Raw genomic sequence first — 24678 nt, forward strand, 5'->3', positions numbered from 1 at the left:
TTGAATAGCACTGTTGTTTTTTCTGGTGTGCTTACTTGTGATAGTACTTCCCAATGCACAAGACTTAAATGCAATGTTAGGCTTGGTGACAGGAGTCATTGATATTAACTATTTGGGAAGTTTTGTTAATTCTAGGCTGGCTTCTCGGAGAAAGGCTGTCAAATAGCTTTTGCTAGTGATGACACATAAAAACTCACTATTTCAACAGTTGAAGTAGTGAGTTTTTGGCTATTTTTTCAACCCTTTTTCAAAACTCTCCGACCGTGCTTCCACGCTGATTTTTTCCAGAGTTAGCGGATGCGTTAAGCTGAGTTTTTGGGCGTGGAGCATGAGGCGAGGTGCTGCGACTTGACTGTAGAGTGGGTCTCCGATTAGGGCGTGGCCATGATGAGATAAATGCACCCGAATCTGATGCGTCCGCCCTGTCTGGAGGCGACAGGATACCAGGCTATTTTTACCAAGGGTCTTCAAGAGGCGGACTTGAGTGAAGGCTGCTTGTCCATTTTGGTTGTCAACGACTCTCTTTCTGCGATCGTGGCGGTCCCGTCCAATCTTATCGGTAATGGTCCAGTCGTTCTTTTTTAACTGTCCTTGGCAGAGGGCTAGGTAGTCACGGTAGATGACCTTGTCTTCCAAAAGCCGATTGAGAATGGGAAGGATAAAGGGATTTTTGGCGAAGAGAATGGCTCCGCTGGTTTCCATATCGAGTCTGTGGACAACATAGCAGGTCTGTCCAACATAGGCAGATACATGGTTGAGCAGGGCAATCTCTGTCGGCTCGTTACCGTGGGTCTTCATACCTTCAGGCTTGTTGACAATTATCATATGTTCATCCTGATAAAGTTCCTCCACCATGTCCGCCTGTCCCAGAGGAATACTTTTTTCAGGATAGTCTTCTTGGTCAAAAGTCAATTCTAGCAAATCACCTGCTGCTATGGTGCTTTGCCAGTTTATCAACTCACCGTTGACACGGACGTGTTTCTTGGTGCGGAGGAAATGGCGGATTTTTCTAGGAATAAGAAAATAATCTTCCAAGACTTCCTTAACAGTGAGTTGTGGAAAGGCTTGGGGAATGCGAATGTCAATTTTCATCTTACAGACTGGTTGAGTGCTTAGGTTGCACTTTTTCATTTGGATTGAGGTAGTTCATGGCATTGTTGACGGCGGTTGGGGCTTCGCCAAGACCAGTCGCAATCAGGTCAACCTTGCCCTCGTAGAAGCAACAGTCACCGATGGCATAAATACCTGGAACAGAAGTTTCTTGCTTGCTATTGACGACGATGCGGTGGCGATTGAGCTCCAAACCCCATTCTTTCAGCGTTCCGACGGATGATTTAAAACCGTAGTTGACAAAGAGGTGGTCGAAAGGCAGGGTGAGCTTGTCTTCGCTCTTAACCTTGTCGAAATGAATGGCAGAAGCTCTGCCATTTTTCCCAGAAAGCCCTTTAGGGACAAGTGGTGTATGGATGTTGACGTTGGACTGCTTGAGTTCCTCTACGCTGTGCTCAAGGGCGCGGAAGTTGTCGCGACGGTGGACAATATGAGTAGTTTTAGCGATTTTTTCAAAAGCTAATGACCAATCAACCGCGGAGTCTCCTCCACCTAAGATGACAACATCTTTGTCAGCATATTGTTGGATATTGGATACATGATAGTGAACGTTTTCAAAGCTGTCTGCTCCCTCAATTTCCAGTGGACGAGGCTTGAAGGCGCCACCTCCCATGGCGATAAGGAGAGTTTTTGTCTGGTGGATGCCTTTGGTGGTTGTCAGGGTAATAACTTCTCCTGGTTCTATGGCGGTCAGAGTTTCATTGAGGCAAATGGTTGTTTCAAAAGTCGAGAGTTGGGCAAGGAGGTTATCGGTTAATTCTTGTCCTGTTAAGCTAGGGAAGGCTGGAATATCCAAAATTGTTTTTTCTGGATAGAGAATAGCCGGTTGGCCCCCAAGCTGTGGTAAGGAGTCAATGATTTTGACTTTAGCTTGGCGGAGATGGGCATAGAAGGCGGCAAATAGACCAACTGGTCCGCCACCAATAATGGTAATATCATATACTTGTGTCATTGGAAATCCTTTTCTGATTCAGAATCTCCCTATTTTATCATATTTTGCCAAAAATTTCCGCTGTTCGGCTGTGACAGGTTTGCAGTAGTGTTTTTCTCAGCTAGCTGAAAGAAAATATTGTATAATGGTACAAAATCACTAGAAAGAGGTGTTCTATGGACGATTTGCAACATCAGCCGATTGAAGTTCCAGATGATTTTCAATCTGACAATGATGACAGACCTAGCCGTAGTCGCAGGGGAAATCGTGGTCATTCAGACAAACCAAAGAAAAAGTCTCGTATTCCAGAGCCAGTTCGTAAATTTTGGCGGCGCTATCAACTGACAAAAATAGTTTTGATCTTGATAGGCGTAATGGTTCTTACGGTAGGTGGTTACCTATTCTTTCTTGCAAAGACTGCGAATGTTGGGGATTTGCAGGAAGCATTAAAGGCTACAACGATTATTTATGATAAGGATGGTGCTGAGGCAGGGACCTTATCTGGTCAAAAAGGGACTTATGTAGAATTAGATGCTATTTCTGATAATCTTGAGAATGCGGTGATTGCTACAGAAGACAGGAGTTTTTATAAAAACTCAGGGATAAACTATCAACGGACCATCTTAGCTGTTTTGACCTTGGGGCGTTCAGGTGGTGGTTCAACGATTACCCAGCAGTTAGCTAAAAATGCATTTTTGACACAAGAGCAGACCATTAGTCGAAAAGCTAGAGAGTTCTTCCTAGCCCTTGAAATCAATAAAAAATACAGTAAGCAAGAAATACTTACAATGTATCTCAACAATGCCTATTTTGGTAATGGGGTTTGGGGAGTTGAGGATGCTAGTCAAAAATATTTTGGTATTTCTGCAAGTGATTTGACGATTGAACAATCAGCTGTTTTAGCAGGGATGCTTAAGGGTCCAGAAATTTATAATCCCTATTATTCCTTAGAAAATGCAATCAATCGCCGAGATACAGTCTTGCAAAATATGGTCAATGCTGGCTATATTGATCAGGCAACTGCCGATGCAGGTTTTCAAGTCGATTTAGCGAGCCAGTTAGCAGATACCTATACGGGTAAGCAAGATAACTATTCTTATCCATCTTACTTTGATGCGGTTATTGCTGAAGCGATTGATCGCTATGGCCTTAAAGAATCAGATATCATTAATAACGGCTATCGAATATATACCGAAATGGACCAAAATTCTCAAGCGAGTATGCAGGTTATTTTCAATGATGAAACTATGTTTCCGACTTCAAGTTATGATGGAACCTCGGCTCAAGCTGCTAGTGTAGCTTTGGATCCTACAACTGGCGGTGTTCGAGCCTTGGTTGGGCGCGTGAATAGTTCGGAAGATGCTGTGTTTCGAACATTCAACTTTGCGACTCAAGCTAAGCGTAGTCCCGGTTCAACTATTAAGCCCCTTGTTGCCTATGCGCCAGCAATAGCAGCGGGTTGGGCTATTGATACACCATTGGATAACCATACGGAAACCTATGGGGATTATACCTTACACAACTATGACTATTCAACTTCGGATACCATTCCAATGTACCAAGCTTTAGCTTTATCTTACAATCTGCCAGTTGCATATATTGTAAATACCTTTGGGATTGACAAAGCTTTTGAATTTGGTCAAAAGTTTGGTCTTGATATGGAAAATGTTGAAAAGGTACTTGGTGCGTCAATCGGATCAGGTGTGGAAACGAACCCCTTGCAAATGGCTCAGGCCTATAGTGCTTTTGCGAATGATGGTGTAATGAAGGATGCTCATCTAATTACACGTATTGAAACAGCGAGTGGAAAGGTATTGGCTCAGCATCGCGAGACAAGTACAAAAGTAATTGACCGCTCGGTTGCAGATAAAATGACCTCTATGATGCTTGGGACCTATACGAATGGTTTAGGTGTATCTGCAGATGCGACGAATTACTATCTTGCAGGAAAAACGGGAACAACCGAAACAAGTTTTGATGTAAATCTTGTTAATGACCAGTGGTATATTGCTTATACACCTGATTTGGTTATCAGTCAATGGGTTGGTTTTGAACAGACGGATGAGAATCATTACATTGATAGCAGTGGCTACTGGATGGCTCCAACAGTCTTCCGCACAGTAGCTGATGCGATTTTGCCAAATACAGCAGGGACTTCCTTCGATGTGGAGAATGCCTATGTTCAAAATGGTATTGTAGCGATTCAAGAAGAGGATACAAGTGCTTCAGATTCGGTCGTTACCTCTGATCAAGTGCAAGATATTACTACTCAAGCTCAGGATTTGATTGAAAAGACAAAACAACAAATCCTAGATGCTAAGATTCCAGAACGGGCGAAAACGCTATGGGATACAGTAAGAAGTTGGTTTGAGTAGTTGTCAAACTGAATAAAACATGTTAGAATAGTAAAGATGGAGGGCTATGATGGCACTAAAAAAAGCAAGTTTAGCCTGTACAGTTTGTGGCTCTCGAAATTATTCGATAAACCTTTCGAGCAATCCCAAACCAACACGGTTAGAAGTAAATAAATTTTGTAAACATTGTGGTCAGTACACTGTTCACAAGGAAACCCGATAGGAGTTGCATATGAAATTCGTTTCAGATATTTTTAGCATTTTAAAAGAGACTGCTTGGCCTACTGGAAAACAAAGCTGGAAAGACTTTGCTTCAGTGATTCAGTATTCCGCATTCTTTGTTGCTCTCATTTACCTATTTGACCTTATTTTGTCAAAAGGAATTATGAGTTTAATTAATCTTTTCTAGAAAATACTTGCCATATTCAAAATGGAAGTGATATAATAGAGAAAAGCGAAAGCCTTCGGGCTTTTTTTAGCGTCTTCAAATGACATACCGTAGTTTTTGAATGAAACTTTCATTGAAGAATACGAGGCACAGGTTCGAAAGAAAGGAAAGATAATGTACGATAGTTTTGATAAAGGTTGGTTTGTTTTGCAAACTTATTCTGGTTATGAAAATAAAGTAAAAGAAAACTTACTCCAACGTGCGCATACTTACAATATGCTGGAGAATATTCTTCGTGTAGAAATTCCGACTCAAACAGTACAAGTTGAGAAAAATGGCGAAGTTAAGGAAGTGGAAGAAAATCGCTTCCCGGGTTATGTATTGGTTGAAATGGTCATGACTGATGAAGCTTGGTTTGTGGTGCGTAATACTCCAAACGTAACTGGTTTCGTGGGCTCGCACGGGAACCGTTCAAAACCAACACCACTTTTGGAAGAAGAAATCCGTCAAATTTTGGTATCAATGGGTCAAACTGTACAAGAATTTGATATTGATGTGAAAGTTGGTGACACTGTTCGCATTATTGACGGAGCCTTCACAGACTATACAGGAAAAATCACAGAAATTGATAACAATAAGGTCAAAATGGTTATCTCTATGTTTGGTAATGATACCATTGCCGAAGTTAACTTGAGCCAGATTGCTGAGTTGTAAGAAAAGAAATATTAAGGGGCGAGAAATCGCTCTTTTTTTGTAGTACGACGGGCATGTCGTACATCTGAGGTGAAAGTCCTCTGCGGGCACCCGCTACCGGTGAACCCTATAGCGACTCCCAAGCCTGACTATCGTGAGGTAGCGGGGAGAGGAAGGGATAGCGAAATCGTGGCGCTACGAACAGAAACGTGATACAAAGGCGTATATAGCGGATAAGGTGGCTACAAGCACCAAAGTCCAAAAAGGTAGTCGTAACCTATATGCGTAAATCACGAGTGTAAACGAGGAAAGATGTACGACTTATCCCGTGAGGTCTCATGAGCGTCAATAAGACGTAGTAACAACGAATCATGAGAAGTCAGCCGAGGTCATAGTAGCGATGAAATTTCTGTAATGGAAACGGAGCGAAGGACCGAACAATTAACCGAAGTATACCTACTTCGATTGTGTCTGTAAAGAATGGTCTGATAGAACTGGAGACGGTCACGTATTGACTGGAAGAAAGCTCATCAATATAAGATATCCTACAGACACCGAAACAAGAAAGGAGTACGCACATGTCACAGTTACTAGATAATATCCTATCACGTTCAAATATGTTGGATGCTTACAATCAAGTTAGAGCCAATAAAGGTTCAGCAGGAATTGACGGCGTAAGTATTGACGAAATAGATGACTATCTCCGCAAACACTGGCGTTCAACTAAAGAACTCATAAAGCAGAGAAAGTACAAACCACAGCCCGTTTTACGAGTTGAAATTCCCAAGCCTAACGGCGGAGTTCGCCAGCTAGGCATTCCAACGGTCATGGATAGAATGATACAACAAGCCATTGTCCAAGTCATTAGTCCTATCTGTGAACCCTATTTCTCTGATAAGAGCTACGGATTCAGACCCAATCGGTCCTGTGAACATGCCGTTGTCCAGTTATTAGAATACCTTAATGACGGCTATGAGTGGATAGTGGATATAGACCTCGAGAAGTTTTTCGATACCGTTCCTCAAGATAGACTGATGTCGCTTGTTCATAACATTATCCAAGATGGGGATACAGAATCTCTGATTCGTAAGTACCTTCATTCAGGTGTAGTCATCAACGGCCAACGGCATAAAACACTAGTCGGAACGCCACAGGGAGGAAACCTATCACCGCTCCTATCCAATATCATGCTTAATGAGCTAGATAAAGAGTTGGAAAATCGTGGACTTCGCTTTGTTCGCTACGCAGATGACTGTGTCATCACAGTTGGTAGTGAGGCGGCGGCTAAACGTGTGATGCATTCAATTAGTCGTTATATTGAAAAACGATTAGGTTTGAAAGTCAACATGACCAAGACCAAGATTGTGAGACCGAGCAAATTGAAGTATCTAGGATTTGGGTTCTGGAAATCATCGGGGGGTTGGAAAAGTCGTCCGCACCAGGATAGCGTACAGAATTTCAAGAGAAAACTCAAGAAACTAACGTCCCGTAAGTGGAGTATTGACTTAGACAGCCGAATTGAGCGACTAAACTGGGTCATCCGAGGTTGGATAAACTACTTTTCTATGACGAACATGAAATCAGCCATGGAAAGCATTGATGAACGACTAAGAACTCGAATAAGAGTTATTATCTGGAAACAATGGAAGAAGAAATCTAAGCGATTATGGGGACTTCTCAAACTAGGAGTACCGAAGTGGATAGCGGATAAAGTATCTGGCTGGGGAGACCATTATCAATTAGTGGCTCAGAGGTCTGTACTGAAACGTGCCATATCAAAACCAGTCCTCGCTAAACGTGGACTGGTTTCTTGCCTAGACTATTATCTAAAACGACATGCGTTAAAAGTTAGTTGAACCGCCGTGTGCCGAACGGCACGCACGGTGGTATGAGAGGGACTAGAAATTAGTCCCTACTCGATTCACATTTTTGATTAATAGGATTGCTCCTAATGAGCATGAATCTAAGGAAATTGGCTAAGAAATTAGTCCAAAATAAAAGAGATAAAAAAACACAGAAAGTTCGGCTGGATTTCATCATACTCAGCTTGAATCTATCTGTGTTTTTTATTCACTGGCTAGTTTTGCCCAGTTACTTTCTCTTGTCCCAAATTCGCCCCAAAATATTTTCAAAGTTTGCCGAATTTAACCTGACGGAAAAACAAAAAAGCCCGATTTTACGGACTTTGTGTTCGGTTAAATCCTGTCAATTCAGGTATATTAAGGCGGTAGACGGATTTGAACCGACGATCAAGCTTTTGCAGAGCCGTGCCTTACCACTTGGCTATACCGCCATAACAGAAACTATTTTACCGAAAAAAATGCCATACGTCAAGTGGAAATTCCTTGTCAAAAGTGAAAAAATTTGGTATGATAATAGAGTTGCTGTAGCAACAAATACTCATCTCGAACCAATTGTGATCCTGTTGCCGTAAGGTTGGGTTGCAAGTCGAAGTTTGGGAGAGGAGAAAAAACAAAAAGGAGAAATACTCATGGCAGTAATTTCAATGAAACAACTTCTTGAGGCTGGTGTACACTTCGGTCACCAAACTCGTCGCTGGAATCCTAAGATGGCTAAGTACATCTTCACAGAACGTAACGGTATCCACGTTATCGACTTGCAACAAACTGTAAAATTGGCTGACCAAGCATACGACTTCATTCGTGATGCTGCAGCAAACGACGCAGTTATCTTGTTCGTAGGTACTAAAAAACAAGCTGCTGAAGCTGTTAAAGACGAAGCTATTCGCGCTGGTCAATACTACATCAACCACCGTTGGTTGGGTGGAACTCTTACCAACTGGGGTACAATCCAAAAACGTATCGCTCGTTTGAAAGAAATCAACCGCATGGAAGAAGATGGAACTTTCGAAGTGCTTCCTAAGAAAGAAGTAGCATTGTTGAACAAACAACGTGCTCGTCTTGAAAAATTCTTGGGCGGTATCGCTGACATGCCACGCATTCCAGACGTTATGTTCGTAGTTGACCCACATAAAGAGCAAATCGCTGTTAAAGAAGCTAAAAAATTGGGTATCCCAGTTGTAGCGATGGTTGACACAAACACAGATCCAGATGATATTGATGTTATCATCCCAGCTAACGATGACGCTATCCGCGCTGTTAAATTGATCACAGCTAAAATGGCTGACGCTATCATCGAAGGCAACCAAGGTGAAGACAGCGTAGCAGCAGTTGAAGCTGAATTGGCAGCTGAGCCAGCATCTACAGAATCAATCGAAGAATTGGTTGGAGTTGTAGAAGGTAAATAAGTAACGAAGGCGTTTAGAAAAGCGTTAGATTTCTCTAAATTAAAGCTTTTTAGTCCGAGTACATTCTACATCATTTATCAAACACAAAAACAATCCTAGAGGGGCAGGGCTGAGCCCGCTCCTCTATTTTATAAATACAAACAAGGAGAATAGACATGGCAGAAATTACAGCAGCTCTCGTTAAGGAATTGCGTGAAAAATCAGGTGCTGGCGTTATGGACGCTAAAAAAGCATTGGTTGAAACTGAAGGTGATATCGAAAAAGCGATTGAATTACTTCGCGAAAAAGGTATGGCTAAGGCGGCTAAGAAAGCTGACCGTGTAGCAGCTGAAGGTTTGACAGGTGTTTACGTTGACGGTAACGTTGCAGCAGTTGTTGAAGTGAATGCTGAAACTGACTTTGTTGCGAAAAACGCTCAATTCGTTGAATTGGTAAACACTACTGCTAAAGTAATTGCAGAAGGTAAACCAGCTGACAACGAAGCGGCTCTTAAATTGACTATGCCTTCAGGTGAAACCCTTGAAGAAGCATACGTAAATGCAACTGCAACAATCGGTGAGAAAATCTCATTCCGTCGCTTTGCTTTGGTTGAAAAAACAGATGCTCAAGCATTTGGTGCATACCAACACAATGGCGGCCGTATCGGTGTTATCTCAGTTGTTGATGGTGGTGACGAAACTCTTGCAAAACAAATCTCAATGCACATCGCTGCGATGAAACCAACTGTTCTTTCTTACACTGAATTGGATGAGCAATTCGTTAAAGATGAGTTGGCACAAATCAACCACAAGATCGAACAAGACAACGAAAGCCGTGCAATGGTTGACAAACCAGCATTGCCATTGTTGAAATACGGTTCAAAAGCTCAATTGACTGACGAAGTGATTGCAGCAGCTGAAGCAGCTATCAAAGCGGAATTGGCAGCTGAAGGCAAACCAGAAAAAATCTGGGACAAAATCATCCCAGGTAAAATGGATCGCTTCATGCTTGACAACACTCAAGTTGACCAAGCTTACACACTTCTTGCTCAAGTTTACATCATGGACGACAGCAAAACAGTTGAAGCTTACTTGAACTCAGTGAACGCTTCAGTTGTAGAATTCGCTCGTTTCGAAGTGGGTGAAGGTATCGAGAAAGTTTCAAACGACTTTGAAGCAGAAGTTGCAGCTACTATGGCAGCAGCTCTTGGTAAATAATTAGTAGTCTTCATTTTATCTTTTATTACTTCGTTAACTCGCCTTGCCGTACTTCAGTACAGCCTGCAGCTCGTTGCCTAGTACTAAAAGCAAACTGAAAGACTACTCGACAATTCAAGAACTTCCGAAAGGGAGTTCTTTTTATATTGAGGCCGTACATCACAAATGTGATTTGTTTTGCAAGTTCGATTTCTAACCTTGCACATATACAAGTTGTCTACGGCTCTTTTTGAGGCGAACTTGGTTCGCACTATCTCCAGCCTTCAAAGGTTCCCCAAACCTTTGAAGTGAGTACTAAAAGCAAACTGAAAGACTGTTCGACAATTCAAGAACTTCCGAAAGGGAATTCTTTTTGCAAAATCGGTCTTAGGGCGGATGTTGGCTATGTTTGATTCGGTTATACTAGTATCAATCCTAAATATTTTTCATATCTCCTTAAAAAGCACCGGCCAGATGGCAGGTGCTTTTTTTTAGGGATTATTCCTCAATAAATGCCGCAATCTCTTCTTCGGTCATGCTGGAGTCGCAGCGGACTTGGACCCCGCTTGCTTTTGCGACAAGAAGACCTGGGACAGTTGGCACATGGTAGTGGTCGCGTAAGGCTTGAAGTTCAGGGCTATTTTGGCTAGAATCAATAAAATGTACTGTTGCTTGTTTATCCTGAGCTACCTTGTGTAGTTTTGGCGCGAACCGATTGCAGTATGGGCAGGTTGCGCGTCCGATAAAGAGGATGCCTCCCTCTTTTGCTGAAAGCAAAGTTTGGGCCTGCTCCACGTCAATTGTAATAAAATCTTGAATATATGTTTTGAAATCCATTATTTACTCCTTTTTCTTCCTATTATAAAGAATTTTAGGATTGATTTCAAAAATCTACTACGGTCGACTCTGTTGCTTTTACTTTAAAAAAATCTATTTTTACGGTATAATGGTCAAAGAATGTCAAAGAAAGAGGCGATACTATGGCGATGAAAAATACATCGGATTATATCGAGGAACATATCAAGGCCATTCTAGATCAAGTCAGTGTTGCTGAATTGCGTCGGAGTGAATTAGCCAGTCAATTTGAAGTGGTTCCGAGTCAGATTAACTATGTCATCAAAACACGATTTACTGCAAGTCGTGGCTACATTGTAGAAAGTAAGCGTGGCGGAGGAGGGTATATTCGTATTGGTCGGATTACCTTCTCGGATAAACATGAATTGGTACATGATCTAATAAAAAATATGGGTGAGCAATTATCAACAACAGTATTTGCTGATATATTACAATTGTTGTTTGATGAAGGCTTGATGACAGAACGCGAAGGAAATTTGTTTTTAGCAACGGGTTCCGACGATGTCTTGGGGAAAGATGCGGATAAAATTCGAGCGCGAATGATGCTGCAACTACTCCGTCGTTTAGATAGGAAAGAGGATTAATTTTCATGAAAATTTCAACAGGCTTACAACGGGTTTTTGAAGATGCTCAGTTGATTGCCCAACGGTATGCATGCGATTATTTAGAAACGTGGCATATTTTGCTAGCATTTGTCATCAATCACGATACGGTAGCTGGTGCTGTTTTGGCAGAATACCCAATGAGTATTTCAGATTTCGAACATGCTACTTTTGTTGTTACAGAAAAAGTATACCGTGAAGAATTGGATAAATTTAATATTCTACCCTCCTCAAAGAGATTAGACGATACAGCTCAGTTCGCTAGAAAGATTGCAGAAGTCGTTAAGGCAAAAGAATTAGGAAGCGAGCATTTGTTTCAGGCAATGCTGTTAGACAAACGTTCGACCGCAAGTCAAATTCTAGATAAAGTAGGTTTTCATTTTGAAGAGATAGAAGATGAATTCCGTTTTGTTGATTTGCGTAAAAACTTAGAGTATCGTGCAGGATTCACCAAAGAAGATTTGAAAGCTATCCGTAGCGTGATGAAAGGTGGAAAGGCTAAAACAGCAAGTGTAGGTCAAATGATGGGCATGCCACCAACTGCTCAAAGTGGTAGATTGGAGGATTATACACGAGATCTGACAGCCTTAGCCCGCGAGGGGAAAATTGAACCTGTTATTGGTCGCGATGCTGAAATTTTACGGATGATTCAAATTCTATCACGTAAAACGAAGAACAACCCAGTTCTAGTTGGTGATGCTGGTGTCGGAAAAACTGCGCTTGCTTTGGGTCTTGCTCAACGTGTTGCTGCAGGTGATGTCCCTGTCAGCTTGGCTAAGATGCGGGTTTTGGAACTTGACTTGATGAACGTTATTGCAGGAACTCGTTTCCGTGGTGACTTTGAAGAGCGGATGAATAATATCATCAATGATATTGAAGAAGATGGTCAGGTTATCCTCTTTATTGATGAATTGCATACTATTATGGGGTCGGGTTCGGGAATTGATTCAACCTTAGATGCTGCCAATATTCTCAAACCGGCCTTGGCTCGAGGGACCCTACGCACTGTTGGTGCAACGACACAGGATGAATACCAAAAGCATATTGAAAAAGATGCTGCTCTAGTCCGTCGTTTTGCCAAAGTGACTATTGAAGAGCCGACAGTTGAGGACAGTATAGCCATTTTGACAGGGCTTAAAGGGACTTTTGAAAAATACCATAGAGTCCGTATTGGAGATGCGACTGTTGAGACAGCTGTGACTTACGCCAAGAGGTATCTGACTAGTAAAAACTTGCCAGACTCAGCAATTGACTTGTTAGATGAAGCCAGTGCAACGGTACAAAATAGAGTGAAAGGGCAGGCTGAGGAAACAGGACTGACGAGCATAGACAAGGCCTTGATGGCTGGAAACTACAAGACTGTCAGTAAGCTCTTAATCAAGACTACAGAAGAGAATCTGTTGAGTCAAAACGATGACTTAGAAGTGACAGAAGATGACATTTTGGAAACACTTAGTCGCTTATCAGGTATCCCAGTAGCCAAGCTCAGCCAATCAGATACTAAGAAGTACCTGAATCTGGAAGCAGAATTGCATAAGCGTGTGATTGGGCAGGAAGAAGCTATTTCTGCAGTTAGCAGAGCTATTCGCCGTAATCAGTCAGGGATTCGTACAGGTCGCAGACCGATTGGTTCCTTTATGTTCTTGGGACCAACTGGTGTCGGTAAGACAGAGCTTGCTAAAGCCTTGGCAGAGGTTCTCTTTGATGATGAATCTGCTCTTATCCGTTTTGATATGTCTGAGTATATGGAGAAATTTGCGGCCAGCCGTCTCAATGGAGCGCCTCCAGGCTACGTGGGCTATGAAGAAGGTGGCGAATTGACGGAGAAAGTTCGTAACAAACCTTATTCTGTTCTTCTTTTTGATGAGGTTGAAAAGGCTCATCCAGATATTTTCAATGTTCTCTTGCAGGTCTTGGATGATGGTGTTCTGACAGACAGTAAGGGACGTAAGGTTGATTTCTCAAATACTATTATTATCATGACGTCAAACCTTGGAGCAACAGCCCTTCGTGATGATAAGACAGTTGGTTTTGGTGCCCTTGATTTGTCTAAGGACCACAAGGAAGTGGAGAAACGCATTTTTGAGGAATTGAAAAAAGCCTATCGTCCAGAATTTATCAACCGTATTGACGAGAAAGTTGTCTTCCATAGCTTGACTGAGTCCCATATGCAGGATGTTGTTAAAGTCATGGTTAAACCATTGTTGGCTGTAACAAATGAGAAAGGGATTACCCTTAAACTTCAACCATCAGCCCTTAAGTTATTGGGCAAACAAGGTTACGACCCAGAAATGGGAGCTCGTCCTCTTCGTAGACTCTTACAAACCAAATTGGAAGATCCGTTGGCAGAAATGTTGCTCCGTGGTGACCTGACTACTGGTTCGACCTTGAAGGTTGGGGTCAAGGGCGATGAGCTCAAGTTTGATGTGGTAAAGGGGTAAGGAGTGCCTGTTGTTCTTAGACTTTCTAGATGCAGAAATGTTCTTCCGTTTTGAAAAGAGTCTGAATTAGTTGGAGAGGTGAGCCTGCTCGCCTCTTTAGCAAGTAGAAAGGAAATCGATGATTCAAACCATAGCTGTTGTTTTCGGAACCTTTGCTCCCATGCATAAGGGACATTTGGATTTAATTGGACGAGCAAAGTTGGCTTGTGGTCAGGTTTGTGTCCTGGTGTCGGGTTATGACAAGGATCGTGGCGACTTGATTGGCTTGGATTTATTTACTCGCTTTAGAGCTATTCAATCCCAGTTTGAGGGTGATAATTTGGTTAGAGTTCGTGCCTTGGATGAGACAGATTTGCCTGCCTATCCGGATGGCTGGGACCTTTGGTTAGAACGTTTGCTTGGTTTGTTGGACTTGGCTGAACATCAGGCGCCAGTCTTCTATGTTTCTGAGGAAGAATACGCTCAAGAACTGCAAAATCGAGGCTATCAAGCTCATTTTAGTCCTAGAAAATTTGGTATTTCAGCAACCTTCATACGCGAGAATCCAGAGAAGTATCGAGACTATATTGCCCCTGCCTTTGTTGACTTTTTTGAAGATAGGGAAGATATGTAATCAGTATGGAAAAATGTATAAAATCGGTGTATAAACCTGGTTTTATGCGTTTTTTTATATCCAAGAACTTTTAAAAGTCTTACCATCATTAACGAAAGTTCGGAAAAAACGTTCACATTTCAAAAAAAATTTTGATTTTTTTGACTATTCTGGTTTTTTTGTTACTATATACTCATAAAAAGGAGGTGGTTCTTATGAAAAAGAATCTTTTAAATCGAAATGGTCAACGACTAGGTACATATGACAAGTATGGGAATTACCTACGTCCATAGTAAATAAACTAGGAGAAATATGCAAATTATTCAATTAAATAATTTTGAAATTAGGATTCCAGAAAGATTACACTCTATTTATGATGGCAAAGATGAGATATTAGTTATCTTTCCAGACCATACCGCAATCTGCGGTCGGGTAAAAATTTCTCAAGCAGGCAGACTATTGATAGATACATTTTGGGGTGTGGAATTTGAAATCTCAGGTAACGTAGTAACAATCTATTATACGGATGAGGAGGAATCGGAATGAAACAGTATATATTTAGAAAATATGCTATCCATGTTCATCCAAGTCTAAATGTTTTCATTGGAAATGATGAAACAGAAATGGTTTTCTATAGCAAAGAACCTGATTTCACACTTTTTGCCTTGTTAAGATGGTTACCAGATAAAAATTCTATTCGTATTATCAACCGTTGGAAATTAACCTTTGAATACGACGGTAACAATAATATCTACATTCATTACGATCCCGACTATCGTTACTAAACATAAGAGTTGAGATTCTAAACACTAAGAAAAAACGCATAAAATCAGGTTATAACCTTGGTTTTATGCGTTTTTGTATCGGTTTAATGTTAGTGAATGCCACTCTATTCAGATTTTCATTGAGTATTACTTAGTGATCCGTTCTTGATAAGCCTCTCTAGCCTGGTCAAAGAGTTCTTGGACCTGCTCGATAGTCTCTGCTCGGGCAACGGCGCCACGAATCTTAGCGGCACCAGCTGAACCACGAAGATAGTGGGGAGCAAGACCACGGAATTCTCGAACGGCAATGGATTCGCCTTTGAGATTGGTCAATCGGGTCAAGTGATCGAAGGCGACATTGAGTTTGTCATCGAAGGAGAGGTCGGGCAGAACTTCTCCAGTTTCAAGATAGTGGTTGATTTGGTTGAAGATGTAAGGATTTCCCATAGCAGTCCGTCCGACCATGACGGCATCGGCACCAACTTCCTCGATACGTTGACGAGCATCTTCGACAGTGCGGATGTCGCCGTTTGCGATGAAAGGAATCTTGGTCAGGCTGCCAGCCACCTTGGTCAAGGTTTCTAGGTCAACCGTTCCTGTGTACATCTGCTCGCGGGTCCGTCCGTGCATGGCCAGGGCAGACACACCGGCACTTTCTGCGGCCAGGGCATTTTCGACCGCTAGGTCGGTATTGTTCCAACCCGTCCGCATTTTAACAGTCAAGGGAATATCGAGGACTGAGGTCACTTCCTTGATGATATGGTAAATCTTGTCGGGGTCCTTGAGCCACTTGGCACCAGCTTCGTTTTTAACGACCTTGTTGACAGGGCAGCCCATGTTAATATCCACGATATTAGCTTTGGTGTTGGTTTGGATGAAGTCGGCAGCCCGTTTCAGTCCTTCGGCATCGCCACCGAAAAGCTGGATGGACATAGGGTATTCGTTGTCGTCGATATGGAGCATATGGAGGGTCTTCTCGTTGTTGTAGAGAAGGCCTTTTTCAGAAATCATTTCCATAACGACCAGGCCTGCGCCCATTTCTTTGGCAATGGTGCGGAAGGCCGAGTTGGTCACGCCAGCCATTGGGGCCAGCACGCAGCGATTGGGGATTTCCACATCACCAATCATGAAAGGGGTGTTGAGATTAGTCATTGATGAGTTCCTCCAAATCGTTTTCGTCAAAGTGGTAATGGGTCTGGCAGAATTGACAGGTGATGTCCACGCCCTTGTCTTCTTCCTTCATCTCTTGTAGGTCGGTTTTTGGCAAACTAGCTAGAGCATCAAGGAAGCGGTCTTTAGAGCAGTCGCAGACAAAGCCGATTTCCTCTTCTGACAGGCGTTTGAAGTCGTCGTCGCCATAAATGGCGGATAGCAGAGCTTCTATATGGTTTTCAGAAGCCAGCAAGCTCGAAATGGCAGGCATTTCTTGGATTCGTTTCTCGAAACGGGCAATTTCAGCCTCGGTCGCACCCGGAAGTACTTGTAGCAAGAATCCGCCAGCCACCTTGACCTTGTCTTCCTCGTCCAACAAGACGTTCAGTCCCACCGCAGAAGGTGTCTGCTGGCTATCAGTTAGGAAGTAGGCAAAGTCTTCACCGATTTCACCAGAGATTAAGGGAGTCATGGAGTTGTAAGGATGACCTGTTCCGTAGTCTGTGATGACTAAGAATTGACCGTTCCCCACAAGAGGTCCAACGATGACTTCACCAGTCGCTGTCCGTTTGTAATCCAAGTCCGGATTTTGAATGTAGCCCTTGACCTGACCTTTGGTATTGGCAACGGAGATAATGGCACCAACGGCACCATCTGCCAAGATTTTCAGGGTGATTTTTGTATCGCCTTTTTCATTGGCAGCCAAAATTTGATTGGCAATGAGAGTGCGACCCAGAGCAACGGTGGACGACGCCATAGTATCGTGTTTTTTTTGAGCCGTTTTTACGGTTTCTGTGCTGTCTAGCACAAAGGCACGGAAATGCCCGCTATTTGATAGTGTTTTAATAATTTTATCCATAATTTTAATTATAGCACAAGTAAAGAAAATGCGGAAAGGAGACGACCATAAGAAAAAACTGACCGTGTCAGCCAGTTTTTATTTAATGCATTAGAAAGAAAGCAAACTATGTAACTTTTAATTTCGTGGGAATTGAGAGAAAAGTTCCTCTGGATTCATTTACTCATTAAGGCTTTTGACAATGGAGCATTCAGTATTAAATTTCCGCAAACAGTTTCCGTAGAACTTTCGGTGTGATACTTTGTCCTGGTCCTGCAAAGGTATAGGTGTGCAGGTACATAGCTGGGTTAAAGTTGAGTTCGATACACGTGCAGTTCGGTTTTTCTTTGCTGGTTGCCTGATGTATATCTGGGATAATCAAATCTACACCGCAAGCCCAGGCCCCCATTGCGCGTGCCATGTCGGCAGCTAATTGCTTGTAAGATTCACCCATCTGGTCAGTCATATCGATAGAGTCACCACCCGTTGAGATATTAGAATTACCGCGTAGAAAGGCTTGAATGCCCTCGGGAAGTACTGTATCTGGAGTATAGCCCTGCTGTTCTAACATAAGTAGTTCAATTTCACCGAGATTGATGATTTCAAGTGGTGAACGATGGTCACGTCCTCTCAGAGGGTCTTGATTTTTTTGAGCGACCAATTCTCGGATAGTTGAATGCCCATCACCTACGACATTAGCTGCGACACGGAGCAGGACAGCCTCACATTTTCCATCTAGTATGAAGAAGCGGTATTCGGTACCGGCTATGAACTCTTCTACCAACACATGACTATCTTCTGAAAAGGCAATGTCTAAGGCTTTTTCATAATCTACAAGACTAGCAGGTTCTTGGAAGATTGAGATTCCTAAGCCAAAGTTGGTGGATTTAGGCTTGACGACAATGGCAGAGCTGGAAATTTGTCCATAATAGCGCAGGGCATCTGTTTTATTTGCAAATTCTGCTCCCGCAGGAACTGGGAAACCAGCCTCTGCTAAAATTTTCTTAGTGACAACCTTGTTGGCCATGGCAAGGGGAACCACGTAGTTGTCCTTGGATGTCATATTGCCATTTTTGATGTATTCAATATGGTCATCATGCCAAAGTTTGAGAAATTGGTCTTCTTCATCCAAAATCTCCACATTCAAGCCCATCTGGATAGCATCGAAGAGAATCATCTGAGTAGAGAGTTCCATATTTTCATAGCCTTTAAGGGCGTAAGGGGCTGTCCAAGCATAGTCATGAAAGGCTTGTCCTTGTTGCTGGCCAAAATGTTCCAGAGATCCATCTTCAACCTGCTCTGCTATTTTTCCAGAAAGGGTTAGTCGCGGGTCTTGAAGAGCTGCCTCCACATGTGCAATGAGCTGCCTATAGTAGTCGTCCAGTCCAAAGTGTGTGACTATCGCTTTCATGGCAATCAAGATTGGTGTGGGATCAGCATCGCTAGGTAGAGGTGTATGGGGGTGGCTTAGGGCAATGAGGTTGTTCAGTCTATCTGCTTTTGTTAAAGCATTGTCTACGTCAGCTAGTTGGTCCAGCCAAAGAAGGGCTAAGAGAAAGAGGTGAACGGTGTCAAGGGTTTCTTGACTGATCGCAAGCGGGTCATAGGGGTTAAGGTCGAAGGAACGGAATTCTAAATAAGAAATCCCCTTGCTGAGATAGTCGCGACTCGTTTTGGCCCCACGTAGTCGAACAGAGGAATAAAATTCTTTTTCCGCGGATAGTTGACCAGACTGGACAGCTTGTTCGATGTCAGCCACGTATTGTTCGAGAGAAGAGAAAGAAATATGAACGTCTTCGGCATTAACATAGCCATGTTTGGAGTTGCGAATGGAACGAACGCAACCGACTTCCTCGGATAAAAATCCTTTCTCGGCTAAACTACTTGCTCCATATAAGTAAGTTAAGAGCCAGCGATAGTTGAGAAAGTTTTGTGCCAACTTGAGGTAGAGGGTATTTTTGAATGCGACAAAATCTGTTTCCTCGCTTAATTCAAAAAGTTGTTGGATTAAGTCTTTTCCTAATTCAAAATTGTAATGAATGCCTGACATAGACTGGAGGAGCTTACCATACCGTTCTCCTAAGCCGACGCGATACTGGTATTCGTAGTCACTTTCTAGTTGAGCAATCTGGATGTCGTCCTCTGAAATGACAGGTGGCATGGATAAGGGCCAAAGGTATTCACTCTTATCCATTGATCGCATCGCCACGTCTGTAATCGCACCAAGGAATCGTCTCGCTTCCTTAGTGGAATGAGCAATGGGGGTAATCAATTCAATTTGTGGCTCACTATAGTCAGTTTGAATATACGGATGAAAGCTACGTGAACCTAATTTTTCTGGGTGAGGTGTTTGAGCAACTTTGTGGTTTGCATTGATGCGTAAGGATTCTCGTTCAATACCGAAGGTGGCCTGAAGAATAGGGCTATTTGGGGATAATTTCTGTAACATATTCAGTCCTTCTTATTTCTGTTAAAGTCTTATTCCAATTTTATCTAGTTTGATAGACAAATACAAATTTCTGCTACGTTTTTTTGTGAAAATATCATTGAAAATAATTGAAAGTGATAAAAGACTTCGGAAATCCTTTATAAAAACTTTTTTAAAAATGCTTGAAGGTGTAATTTGTTCAGAATATTTCGTGAAAATAAGAAAATTTAACAGCAATGTTCGTAATAATTGAAAATAACGGAAATTCTTGAAAAAATGTTCGTTTTTTGATAAAATAATGTGTAAAACGAAACTTGCAGGTGAGATTCCTGCCAGAAGTAGAAGAAAGGCTGGACTGGTCAGCCAGTTCAGAAAAAGAGTGAATATGACATCAGTAGTTGTTGTAGGAACCCAGTGGGGCGATGAAGGTAAGGGTAAAATCACAGACTTTTTATCTGCTAATGCTGAAGTAATTGCGCGTTATCAAGGTGGAGATAATGCTGGGCATACTATCGTTATCGATGGGACTAAGTATAAATTGCACTTGATTCCATCAGGAATCTTCTTCCCAGAAAAGATTTCTGTTATCGGTAATGGTGTGGTTGTCAATCCAAAATCATTGGTGAAGGAAATCAACTATCTCCATGATTCAGGTGTGACAACAGATAACTTGCGGATTTCAGACCGCGCACACGTTATCTTGCCTTACCACATCAAATTGGATCAATTGCAAGAAGAATCAAAAGGTGAAAACAAGATTGGTACAACCAACAAGGGTATCGGCCCTGCGTACATGGACAAGGCTGCGCGTGTTGGTATCCGTATTGCAGATCTGTTGGATAAAGATATTTTCGCAGAGCGTTTGCGAGTAAACTTGGCAGAAAAGAATCGTCTATTTGAAAAAATGTACGAGTCAACACCAATCGAATTTGATGAAATCTTTGAAGAATACTACGCATATGGTCAAGAAATCAAGAAATATGTGACCGATACCTCTGTTATTTTGAATGATGCTCTCGACCAAGGCAAACGTGTCTTGTTTGAAGGGGCGCAAGGGGTTATGTTGGATATTGACCAAGGTACCTACCCATTTGTAACTTCATCAAACCCTGTTGCAGGTGGTGTGACAATCGGTAGTGGTGTCGGCCCAAGCAAGATTGATAAGGTGGTTGGTGTATGTAAGGCCTACACTAGCCGTGTTGGTGACGGACCATTCCCAACTGAATTGCACGATGAAATCGGAGACCGTATCCGCGAAATCGGTAAGGAATACGGTACGACAACTGGCCGTCCTCGCCGTGTCGGTTGGTTTGACTCTGTTGTCATGCGCCATAGCCGTCGTGTATCAGGTATTACAAACTTGTCACTCAATTCTATTGACGTTCTGTCAGGCCTTGAAACAGTGAAAATCTGTGTGGCTTATGATTTGGATGGTGAACGTATTGACCACTATCCTGCAAGTTTGGAGCAATTGAAACGTTGTAAACCAATTTATGAAGAGATGCCAGGTTGGTCAGAAGACATTACAGGTGCGCGTAGCTTGGATGACTTGCCAGAGGCAGCACGCAACTATGTTCGACGTGTTAGTGAATTAGTTGGCGTTCGTATTTCAACTTTCTCAGTAGGTCCTGGTCGTGAACAGACTAACATTCTTGAGAGTGTATGGAGTGCAAAATAGTGTATGAAGACTGAACGAATGTTCGGTCTTTTTTTGCCAAGTCTAATTTTGCTTTCTTGTTTAGAATTTGGTATAATCAAGCTTATCAAACAAAAAATGAGGTAAACAAATGGAAGGTTTATTTTTGCCACTTGTCATGGTTGCCATGATTGGCTTTATGTTTTATTCGCAACGTAAACAACAAAAACAACGCCAAGAAGCATTGAACCAAATCAAAAAAGGTGATGAAATTGTGACAATTGGTGGTTTATATGGTATTGTAGACGAAATCGATGACAAAAAGGTTGTTCTTGATATCGATGGTATCTATTTAACATTTGAGCGTGGTGCGATTCGTAATCGTGTCGCTAGTTCTAACACACCAACTGCTGTAGTTGAAGAAGTTGCAGTTGAAACGAAAGAAGCGACTCCAGAATCTGCTATTGAAGAATAAGGATGAGAAACCGAGGGAAACCTTGGTTTTCTCTTGTTTTAGACTTGCCTGATTTTTGCTATCCTAGCAAAAAATATGGTATAATGAAACGATTATAAATGAAGGAAAATAGCATGTTTACGTTTAAGTTTAAAAAGAAAGAAAGCATTGAGACGGCAATAGAAGTTCCAAAGCATATTGCGGTCATTATGGATGGTAATGGTCGTTGGGCGAAAAAGCGGATGCAACCCCGTATTATGGGGCACAAAGCAGGTATGGATGCCCTACAAAAAGTTACTAAAACTGCCTCTGACTTGGGTGTTCGAGTATTGACAGTGTATGCATTTTCTACAGAAAATTGGTCTAGACCAGAAAAGGAAGTAAAGTTTATAATGAACCTTCCTGTGGAATTTTATGATAAGTATGTTCCTGAACTCCATGCCAATAATGTCAAAATTCAGATGATTGGTGACCATTCCAAACTACCTCAAGCCACCCTTGATGCTCTCTATAAGGCTGAGCAAAAAACGAAGAATAATACTGGATTGATTCTCAACTTCGCCTTGAACTACGGTGGTCGTGATGAAGTGACTCGAGCAGTTAAGGCCATAGCGCAAGATGTCTTGGATGCCAAGTTTAATCCTGGAGATATTGACGAGAAATTAATTGCGGACTACCTCTATACAGGGACCTTGTCACCAACGCTACGCGATCCCGATTTAGTTATCCGTACAAGTGGCGAACTCCGTCTCAGCAATTTTCTGCCTTGGCAATCTGCATATAGTGAGTTGTATTTTACAGACGTTGCTTGGCCTGATTTTGATGGAGATGCCCTCAAATTAGCAATTAAAGAGTATAACCGACGTCATAGACGATTTGGTGGTGTATAAGGAGAAGTTATGACAAATGATTTACAGAAACGAGTGATATTTGGTGCAATTGCTTTAGCCATTTTCACTCCCTTCTTGCTAGCTGGAGGCATGGCCTTTCAATTTTTTGTCGGTTTATTAGCGATGATTGCGACAGCTGAGCTGATTAAGATGCATCGTCTAGCGCCGAATTCAATTGAAGGTGTTTTAGCCATGTTGGCAAGTCTAGTATTGACGCTTCCGTTACAGAATTATCTAACATTCTTGCCGACAGATGGGAACTATACAGCATATGCGATTGTAGTCTTCCTTCTTCTTGGGGCTACAGTTTTCAATATTGGACGATACAATTATTCAGACGTAGTCTTTCCAATTGCATCAAGTTTCTATGTAGGAATTGGTTTCCATAGCTTGGTATTGGCTCGAATGGATGGTCTAGATAAGGTCTTTTTTGCCCTCTGTTTGGTTTGGGCTACGGATATAGGCGCTTACATGATTGGACGCCAGTTTGGACGCAGAAAACTATTACCAAAGGTTTCACCGAATAAAACAGTTGAAGGCTTTGTAGGTGGTATTCTTTCTGCTGTGGTAGTTGCTATCATTTTCTTGATTGTCGATAAGTCTTTGTTAGCTGGTTATTCCTTCGGCATGATGTTGTTGTTAGTTGTGATTTTCTCGATATTCTCACAATTTGGAGATTTAGTTGAAAGTGCTATTAAACGCCATTTTGGTGTAAAGGATTCTGGAAAAATTATTCCAGGACATGGTGGTATATTGGATCGCTTCGATGGTATGATTTTTGTCTTTCCGATTATGCACTTCTTTGGCCTATTTTAAGGAGGTCCTATGAAGGGAATTTTAGCATTTATATTTATATTTGGTGTCATTGTAGTCGTCCATGAATTTGGTCACTTCTACTTTGCTAAGAAAGCAGGAATCCTTGTAAGGGAATTTGCGATTGGGATGGGGCCAAAGATATTTGCTCATACAGGTAAGGATGGCACACTTTACACGATTCGTATTCTTCCTCTTGGTGGTTATGTTCGAATGGCTGGTTGGGGCGAGGATAAGACAGAGATTAAGACAGGGACGCCTGCTAGCCTCAGTCTGAATGAAGCTGGTGTTGTGACGCGGATAAATTTATCTGGAAAACAGCTAGATAACCTTAGCTTACCGATGAATGTGACTAGTTTTGATTTCGAAGAAAAATTAGAAATCACAGGCTTGGTCTTGGAAGAAAGCAAGACTTATAAAGTTGATCACGATGCAACGATTGTCGAGGAAGATGGCACTGAAGTTCGAATTGCTCCGCTGGATGTTCAATACCAAAATGCGACAGTCTGGGGGCGCTTGATCACCAACTTTGCTGGGCCGATGAATAACTTCATTTTGGGAATCTTAGTTTTTATTCTTTTGATGTTCATGCAAGGTGGTGTCGCCGATTCGTCAAGCAATGCAGTTAGTATTACTGATGGTGGTGCCTTACAAGCGGCTGGACTTGTGACTGGTGATAAAATTTTATCTGTCAATGGTAATGCAACAGACAGCTACACAGAAGTCGCGACGATCATTAGCACGGCGGCGGCAGATGCAACAACTGCTCCAAGCTTTGATTTGGTTGTGGAACATGATGGAGCAACCAAAAATGTGACCGTTACTGCGGAGAAAGTGGACGGAGCCTATCGAATTGGGATTTCACCAATCTTGAAGACGGGCTTCGTTGATAAAATAGTCGGTGGTTTCCAAGAAGCAGGTGCGACGGCACTCTTGATTGTAACAGCTTTGAAAAATCTAATTGCAAACTTTGATGTGAAACAATTAGGTGGTCCTGTAGCCATCTATAAAGTTAGTGCCCAAGCTGCTGAATTTGGTTTGGCATCTGTATTGGGGCTAATGGCCATGCTTTCCATCAACCTCGGAATATTTAATTTGATTCCAATTCCAGCTTTAGATGGTGGTAAAATTGTGATGAATATTCTGGAAGCAATACGCAGAAAACCATTAAAGCCAGAAACAGAATCTTATATTACCCTAGCGGGTGTAGCCGTAATGGTAGTTCTTATGATAGTAGTCACATGGAATGACATTATACGTGTTTTCTTCTAGACTAATTGAAATTTATATAAGG

At 42.1% G+C, this 24678-nt stretch carries 23 protein-coding genes and 1 tRNA gene; 17 read left to right on the top strand and 7 right to left on the bottom strand.

What is annotated here, in order from left to right; translation table 11 throughout:
- Positions 1-228 precede the first annotated feature (228 nt).
- Positions 229-1092: an RluA family pseudouridine synthase gene (locus K6V43_RS04325; protein WP_222381879.1), complete on the bottom strand. Its 864-nt coding sequence runs from the start codon at positions 1090-1092 to the stop codon at positions 229-231.
- A gap of 1 nt (position 1093) precedes the next feature.
- Positions 1094-2062, bottom strand: coding sequence for an NAD(P)/FAD-dependent oxidoreductase (locus K6V43_RS04330; RefSeq protein WP_222381881.1), 969 nt, complete (start codon positions 2060-2062; stop codon positions 1094-1096).
- A 155-nt stretch (positions 2063-2217) separates the two neighbouring features.
- Here K6V43_RS04330 and pbp2a point away from each other — a divergent pair, with 155 nt between their 5' ends.
- From pbp2a to ltrA, 5 genes are all read left to right on the top strand, one after another.
- A complete protein-coding gene (gene pbp2a, locus K6V43_RS04335; RefSeq protein ID WP_222381883.1) occupies positions 2218-4416 on the top strand; it encodes a penicillin-binding protein PBP2A in 2199 nt (732 codons plus the stop codon).
- Positions 4417-4465: 49 nt separating this feature from the next.
- Entirely contained in the window at positions 4466-4618 is a 153-nt protein-coding gene (rpmG, locus tag K6V43_RS04340; RefSeq protein WP_032512074.1) for a 50S ribosomal protein L33, read from the top strand.
- A 9-nt stretch (positions 4619-4627) separates the two neighbouring features.
- Entirely contained in the window at positions 4628-4804 is a 177-nt protein-coding gene (secE, locus tag K6V43_RS04345; RefSeq protein ID WP_024391629.1) for a preprotein translocase subunit SecE, read from the top strand.
- Between the two features lie 153 nt (positions 4805-4957).
- Positions 4958-5497 carry a transcription termination/antitermination protein NusG gene (nusG, locus tag K6V43_RS04350; RefSeq protein ID WP_002940254.1) on the top strand — a complete coding sequence of 180 codons (540 nt, stop codon included), beginning with the start codon at positions 4958-4960 and terminating at the stop codon, positions 5495-5497.
- 557 nt (positions 5498-6054) lie between these two features.
- Complete coding sequence (ltrA, locus tag K6V43_RS04355) at positions 6055-7332, top strand: group II intron reverse transcriptase/maturase (protein ID WP_222381884.1); 1278 nt, start codon at positions 6055-6057, stop codon at positions 7330-7332.
- A gap of 366 nt (positions 7333-7698) precedes the next feature.
- Here the strand turns inward: ltrA and K6V43_RS04360 are convergent.
- Positions 7699-7769: transfer RNA gene (locus tag K6V43_RS04360), tRNA-Cys, on the bottom strand.
- Positions 7770-7967: 198 nt separating this feature from the next.
- Between K6V43_RS04360 and rpsB the strand changes: the two genes are divergently transcribed.
- Together rpsB and tsf are read left to right on the top strand one after the other, a co-directional pair.
- The gene (gene rpsB, locus K6V43_RS04365) at positions 7968-8744 is read left to right on the top strand and encodes a 30S ribosomal protein S2 (RefSeq protein ID WP_222381887.1); all 777 of its coding nucleotides are present in this window, start codon (positions 7968-7970) and stop codon (positions 8742-8744) included.
- A 155-nt stretch (positions 8745-8899) separates the two neighbouring features.
- Positions 8900-9940 (top strand): translation elongation factor Ts, encoded by a 1041-nt coding sequence (tsf, locus tag K6V43_RS04370; protein ID WP_222381889.1) that lies wholly within the window; start codon positions 8900-8902, stop codon positions 9938-9940.
- A gap of 477 nt (positions 9941-10417) precedes the next feature.
- On the opposite strand, the gene K6V43_RS04375 is transcribed toward tsf, so the two are convergent.
- Positions 10418-10756, bottom strand: a complete 339-nt coding sequence (locus tag K6V43_RS04375) for a DUF6568 family protein (RefSeq protein WP_024391633.1) — start codon at positions 10754-10756, stop codon at positions 10418-10420.
- Between the two features lie 143 nt (positions 10757-10899).
- Between K6V43_RS04375 and K6V43_RS04380 the strand changes: the two genes are divergently transcribed.
- The 5 genes from K6V43_RS04380 (at position 10900) to K6V43_RS04400 (ending at position 15194) form a co-directional block, all read left to right on the top strand.
- Positions 10900-11358 carry a CtsR family transcriptional regulator gene (locus K6V43_RS04380; RefSeq protein ID WP_024391634.1) on the top strand — a complete coding sequence of 153 codons (459 nt, stop codon included), beginning with the start codon at positions 10900-10902 and terminating at the stop codon, positions 11356-11358.
- 5 nt (positions 11359-11363) lie between these two features.
- Positions 11364-13817: an ATP-dependent Clp protease ATP-binding subunit gene (locus K6V43_RS04385; RefSeq protein WP_222381890.1), complete on the top strand. Its 2454-nt coding sequence runs from the start codon at positions 11364-11366 to the stop codon at positions 13815-13817.
- Between the two features lie 118 nt (positions 13818-13935).
- The gene (locus tag K6V43_RS04390) at positions 13936-14430 is read left to right on the top strand and encodes an adenylyltransferase/cytidyltransferase family protein (RefSeq protein WP_222381891.1); all 495 of its coding nucleotides are present in this window, start codon (positions 13936-13938) and stop codon (positions 14428-14430) included.
- Positions 14431-14721: 291 nt separating this feature from the next.
- On the top strand, positions 14722-14955 hold the full coding sequence (locus K6V43_RS04395; protein WP_222381894.1) for a hypothetical protein: 234 nt from the start codon (positions 14722-14724) through the stop codon (positions 14953-14955).
- The gene (locus K6V43_RS04400) at positions 14952-15194 is read left to right on the top strand and encodes a hypothetical protein (protein ID WP_024391637.1); all 243 of its coding nucleotides are present in this window, start codon (positions 14952-14954) and stop codon (positions 15192-15194) included. Before K6V43_RS04395 ends, K6V43_RS04400 begins: the two co-directional genes overlap by 4 nt.
- A 126-nt stretch (positions 15195-15320) precedes the next feature.
- On the opposite strand, the gene dusB is transcribed toward K6V43_RS04400, so the two are convergent.
- The 3 genes from dusB to gshAB all read right to left on the bottom strand — a co-directional run bounded on the left by dusB (position 15321) and on the right by gshAB (position 19612).
- On the bottom strand, positions 15321-16325 hold the full coding sequence (gene dusB, locus K6V43_RS04405; RefSeq protein WP_222381897.1) for a tRNA dihydrouridine synthase DusB: 1005 nt from the start codon (positions 16323-16325) through the stop codon (positions 15321-15323).
- Positions 16318-17184 carry an Hsp33 family molecular chaperone HslO gene (hslO, locus tag K6V43_RS04410; protein WP_222381900.1) on the bottom strand — a complete coding sequence of 289 codons (867 nt, stop codon included), beginning with the start codon at positions 17182-17184 and terminating at the stop codon, positions 16318-16320. Before hslO ends, dusB begins: the two co-directional genes overlap by 8 nt.
- Positions 17185-17380: 196 nt before the next feature.
- A complete protein-coding gene (gshAB, locus tag K6V43_RS04415) occupies positions 17381-19612 on the bottom strand; it encodes a bifunctional glutamate--cysteine ligase GshA/glutathione synthetase GshB (RefSeq protein WP_222381902.1) in 2232 nt (743 codons plus the stop codon).
- 364 nt (positions 19613-19976) lie between these two features.
- Between gshAB and K6V43_RS04420 the strand changes: the two genes are divergently transcribed.
- The 5 genes from K6V43_RS04420 (at position 19977) to rseP (ending at position 24656) form a co-directional block, all read left to right on the top strand.
- Positions 19977-21269 (top strand): adenylosuccinate synthase, encoded by a 1293-nt coding sequence (locus K6V43_RS04420; protein WP_024391664.1) that lies wholly within the window; start codon positions 19977-19979, stop codon positions 21267-21269.
- Between the two features lie 109 nt (positions 21270-21378).
- Positions 21379-21702, top strand: coding sequence for a preprotein translocase subunit YajC (gene yajC / locus K6V43_RS04425; protein WP_024391665.1), 324 nt, complete (start codon positions 21379-21381; stop codon positions 21700-21702).
- Between the two features lie 113 nt (positions 21703-21815).
- Positions 21816-22571: an undecaprenyl pyrophosphate synthase gene (gene uppS / locus K6V43_RS04430; protein ID WP_024404408.1), complete on the top strand. Its 756-nt coding sequence runs from the start codon at positions 21816-21818 to the stop codon at positions 22569-22571.
- A 9-nt stretch (positions 22572-22580) separates the two neighbouring features.
- Positions 22581-23387 carry a phosphatidate cytidylyltransferase gene (locus K6V43_RS04435; RefSeq protein WP_222381904.1) on the top strand — a complete coding sequence of 269 codons (807 nt, stop codon included), beginning with the start codon at positions 22581-22583 and terminating at the stop codon, positions 23385-23387.
- Between the two features lie 9 nt (positions 23388-23396).
- Positions 23397-24656, top strand: coding sequence for an RIP metalloprotease RseP (gene rseP, locus K6V43_RS04440; protein ID WP_222381906.1), 1260 nt, complete (start codon positions 23397-23399; stop codon positions 24654-24656).
- Positions 24657-24678 lie beyond the last annotated feature (22 nt).

Source organism: Streptococcus suis (assembly GCF_019794615.1).
Taxonomy (GTDB): domain Bacteria; phylum Bacillota; class Bacilli; order Lactobacillales; family Streptococcaceae; genus Streptococcus; species Streptococcus suis_AI.

Excerpts from the sequence above, each read along its gene's own strand:
- K6V43_RS04325 (WP_222381879.1), bottom strand. The coding sequence starts at position 1,092 with ATGAAAATTGACATTCGCATTCCCCAAGCCTTTCCACAACTCACTGTT.
- K6V43_RS04330 (WP_222381881.1), bottom strand. The coding sequence starts at position 2,062 with ATGACACAAGTATATGATATTACCATTATTGGTGGCGGACCAGTTGGT.
- pbp2a (WP_222381883.1), top strand. The coding sequence starts at position 2,218 with ATGGACGATTTGCAACATCAGCCGATTGAAGTTCCAGATGATTTTCAA.
- rpmG (WP_032512074.1), top strand. The coding sequence starts at position 4,466 with ATGGCACTAAAAAAAGCAAGTTTAGCCTGTACAGTTTGTGGCTCTCGA.
- secE (WP_024391629.1), top strand. The coding sequence starts at position 4,628 with ATGAAATTCGTTTCAGATATTTTTAGCATTTTAAAAGAGACTGCTTGG.
- nusG (WP_002940254.1), top strand. The coding sequence starts at position 4,958 with ATGTACGATAGTTTTGATAAAGGTTGGTTTGTTTTGCAAACTTATTCT.
- ltrA (WP_222381884.1), top strand. The coding sequence starts at position 6,055 with ATGTCACAGTTACTAGATAATATCCTATCACGTTCAAATATGTTGGAT.
- rpsB (WP_222381887.1), top strand. The coding sequence starts at position 7,968 with ATGGCAGTAATTTCAATGAAACAACTTCTTGAGGCTGGTGTACACTTC.
- tsf (WP_222381889.1), top strand. The coding sequence starts at position 8,900 with ATGGCAGAAATTACAGCAGCTCTCGTTAAGGAATTGCGTGAAAAATCA.
- K6V43_RS04375 (WP_024391633.1), bottom strand. The coding sequence starts at position 10,756 with ATGGATTTCAAAACATATATTCAAGATTTTATTACAATTGACGTGGAG.
- K6V43_RS04380 (WP_024391634.1), top strand. The coding sequence starts at position 10,900 with ATGGCGATGAAAAATACATCGGATTATATCGAGGAACATATCAAGGCC.
- K6V43_RS04385 (WP_222381890.1), top strand. The coding sequence starts at position 11,364 with ATGAAAATTTCAACAGGCTTACAACGGGTTTTTGAAGATGCTCAGTTG.
- K6V43_RS04390 (WP_222381891.1), top strand. The coding sequence starts at position 13,936 with ATGATTCAAACCATAGCTGTTGTTTTCGGAACCTTTGCTCCCATGCAT.
- K6V43_RS04395 (WP_222381894.1), top strand. The coding sequence starts at position 14,722 with ATGCAAATTATTCAATTAAATAATTTTGAAATTAGGATTCCAGAAAGA.
- K6V43_RS04400 (WP_024391637.1), top strand. The coding sequence starts at position 14,952 with ATGAAACAGTATATATTTAGAAAATATGCTATCCATGTTCATCCAAGT.
- dusB (WP_222381897.1), bottom strand. The coding sequence starts at position 16,325 with ATGACTAATCTCAACACCCCTTTCATGATTGGTGATGTGGAAATCCCC.
- hslO (WP_222381900.1), bottom strand. The coding sequence starts at position 17,184 with ATGGATAAAATTATTAAAACACTATCAAATAGCGGGCATTTCCGTGCC.
- gshAB (WP_222381902.1), bottom strand. The coding sequence starts at position 19,612 with ATGTTACAGAAATTATCCCCAAATAGCCCTATTCTTCAGGCCACCTTC.
- K6V43_RS04420 (WP_024391664.1), top strand. The coding sequence starts at position 19,977 with ATGACATCAGTAGTTGTTGTAGGAACCCAGTGGGGCGATGAAGGTAAG.
- yajC (WP_024391665.1), top strand. The coding sequence starts at position 21,379 with ATGGAAGGTTTATTTTTGCCACTTGTCATGGTTGCCATGATTGGCTTT.
- uppS (WP_024404408.1), top strand. The coding sequence starts at position 21,816 with ATGTTTACGTTTAAGTTTAAAAAGAAAGAAAGCATTGAGACGGCAATA.
- K6V43_RS04435 (WP_222381904.1), top strand. The coding sequence starts at position 22,581 with ATGACAAATGATTTACAGAAACGAGTGATATTTGGTGCAATTGCTTTA.
- rseP (WP_222381906.1), top strand. The coding sequence starts at position 23,397 with ATGAAGGGAATTTTAGCATTTATATTTATATTTGGTGTCATTGTAGTC.